Source organism: Paenibacillus sp. ACRRX (genome assembly GCF_022346885.1).
GTDB lineage: Bacteria > Bacillota > Bacilli > Paenibacillales > Paenibacillaceae > Paenibacillus_B.
Genome location: NZ_JAKRNK010000027.1, coordinates 1 through 666 on the forward strand (window position 1 = coordinate 1; position 666 = coordinate 666).

Genomic DNA, 666 nt, shown 5'->3' on the forward strand with positions numbered 1-666 from the left:
AGAGGGTCGGCGGTTCGATCCCGTCAGCGTCCACCATAATATGCCGGTGTAGCTCAGTTGGTAGAGCGGCTGACTTGTAATCAGTAGGTCGAGGGTTCGACTCCTTTCGCCGGCACCATTTATTCTTTAATGGGGATTAGCCAAGCGGTAAGGCAACGGACTTTGACTCCGTCATGCATAGGTTCAAATCCTATATCCCCAGCCATTTAATAAGAGCCATTAGCTCAGTTGGTAGAGCACCTGACTTTTAATCAGGGTGTCGAAGGTTCGAGTCCTTCATGGCTCACCAGTTATATATTTGAACGTGCGCGTGTGGCGGAATTGGCAGACGCACCAGACTTAGGATCTGGCGCCTTCGGCGTGGGGGTTCGAGTCCCTTCACGCGCACCAAATATTATTTTATGAATAACGTTAATTCTAAGCGATTACCTTTAGGTAATCGTTTTTTTGTTATATAAATGGAATTACCTCTTATTAAAGAAGTTGCTTATGTTTTTACTCAAGTGATTAGGTTTATATAAACCTAATCATTGGAGTGGATATGAATATTTTAATCGCTAATTATACACGGACATGTATCCAATATTCAGTATTCTGAGGTATCATCTGTATTATGTTATAGTATTTGACAAAAATATATATATTACGATAGAATAAATAAGAGCT

At 41.0% G+C, this 666-nt stretch carries 4 tRNA genes; all 4 read left to right on the forward strand.

Annotated elements, in window-relative coordinates:
- The first annotated feature begins 42 nt into the window (after positions 1–42).
- A tRNA-Thr gene (locus MH117_RS26375) sits at positions 43–118 on the forward strand.
- 12 nt (positions 119–130) lie between these two features.
- Positions 131–205: transfer RNA gene (locus MH117_RS26380), tRNA-Gln, on the forward strand.
- 8 nt (positions 206–213) lie between these two features.
- Positions 214–289: transfer RNA gene (locus MH117_RS26385), tRNA-Lys, on the forward strand.
- Positions 290–306: 17 nt separating this feature from the next.
- Positions 307–390 (forward strand) — tRNA-Leu (locus MH117_RS26390).
- The last annotated feature ends 276 nt before the right edge of the window (positions 391–666 follow it).